We start from the raw sequence: 1,011 nt of genomic DNA on the forward strand, positions 1-1,011 counted from the left end.
GCCGAACCACCACCGACAAAAACCCGCACATCATCAGTGGCGGTGGTCCGGGCCCGGGTCAGGTCCCGTAGTTCGCGGACCGGCTCGGGCGGGACGAAGGAGGGCCGGACCAGGCCGTGGGCGCCGAGCTGAGCCAGCCAGGCCGCGTCCGAGACGTCCGTCTTGCGGCCGGGCAGGCTCTTGACCTGCCGCGCGTTGACCAGGATCACGTTCAAGCCCTCGGCCAGCACGTAGGAAGGGCTTCCAGTAGTCGCTGGTGGCCTCGATCACCACCAGGGTCACCTGTGCGGCGAGCAGGTGCTCCCGCAGATCGAGGACCGCGTTCGTCGTCGATCCCCACGTCGTGGTCTCGGTCGTGAAGGACCCCCGCCGCTTCGTACTGGGGTGCGGACACATACCTTGGCGTCCTTCTTGCTGATGTCCAGGCCGGCACAGGGTTCGTGCAGCACGTCCACGGCCTTGCTCCCTCCCTGGCGGACAGACCCGTCGTGCGCCGTTCCGGGAGGGCCAGGGTGAATCAGGAATTCTGACGCACGTGCTCACAGCAACACTCCACGGTTCCCGTGGACAGCCCCCAGCACCACGCTGACCTGCGAGCTCACCGGCATCACAGAGGCATCGGTTTCGGCCGGAACGAACCCCACCACGATCCCGGACCGGCATCAGCCCACGTCAGGGCGGACAGAAGCACCTCCGGCGCGCGCCAAGGGGTTTACCACGCCCCCGGAGCGCACCGAAGGTGCGCTGGATCGCTGACCTGGCGTTACATCAGAGAGTGGTCTGACGGGCGCTAATGGCGATGATCGGGACGGAAGCTGAAGCCGCGATCGACCAGTGGGCCGCGGAGGAGCTTGCCGCCTCTCCTGACTGGTCGGCGAGCCAGTGGCGCAGGAATTTGACTCTCCTCAAGATCGAGGAGGACGGCTGAGAGGCCGAGGCGCAATGCGGAGCCGCTCGACCTGACGGCTTGTCAACACGTCTTCGCGACACGCCGACCGCACCCCGCCTCGA

Annotated in this window: 1 protein-coding gene and 1 pseudogene; one reads left to right on the plus strand and one right to left on the minus strand. The window is 67.2% G+C overall.

The window, feature by feature from the left end; all coding sequences use genetic code 11:
• A pseudogene (locus AB0N06_RS39055) lies at window positions 1-455 on the minus strand (transposase); the annotation flags it as partial.
• Window positions 456-799: 344 nt separating this feature from the next.
• Between AB0N06_RS39055 and AB0N06_RS39060 the strand changes: the two are divergent.
• Entirely contained in the window at window positions 800-928 is a 129-nt protein-coding gene (locus tag AB0N06_RS39060; protein ID WP_366139405.1) for a hypothetical protein, read from the plus strand.
• The last annotated feature ends 83 nt before the right edge of the window (window positions 929-1,011 follow it).

Source organism: Streptomyces sp. NPDC051020 (assembly GCF_040683105.1).
Lineage (GTDB): Bacteria > Actinomycetota > Actinomycetes > Streptomycetales > Streptomycetaceae > Streptomyces.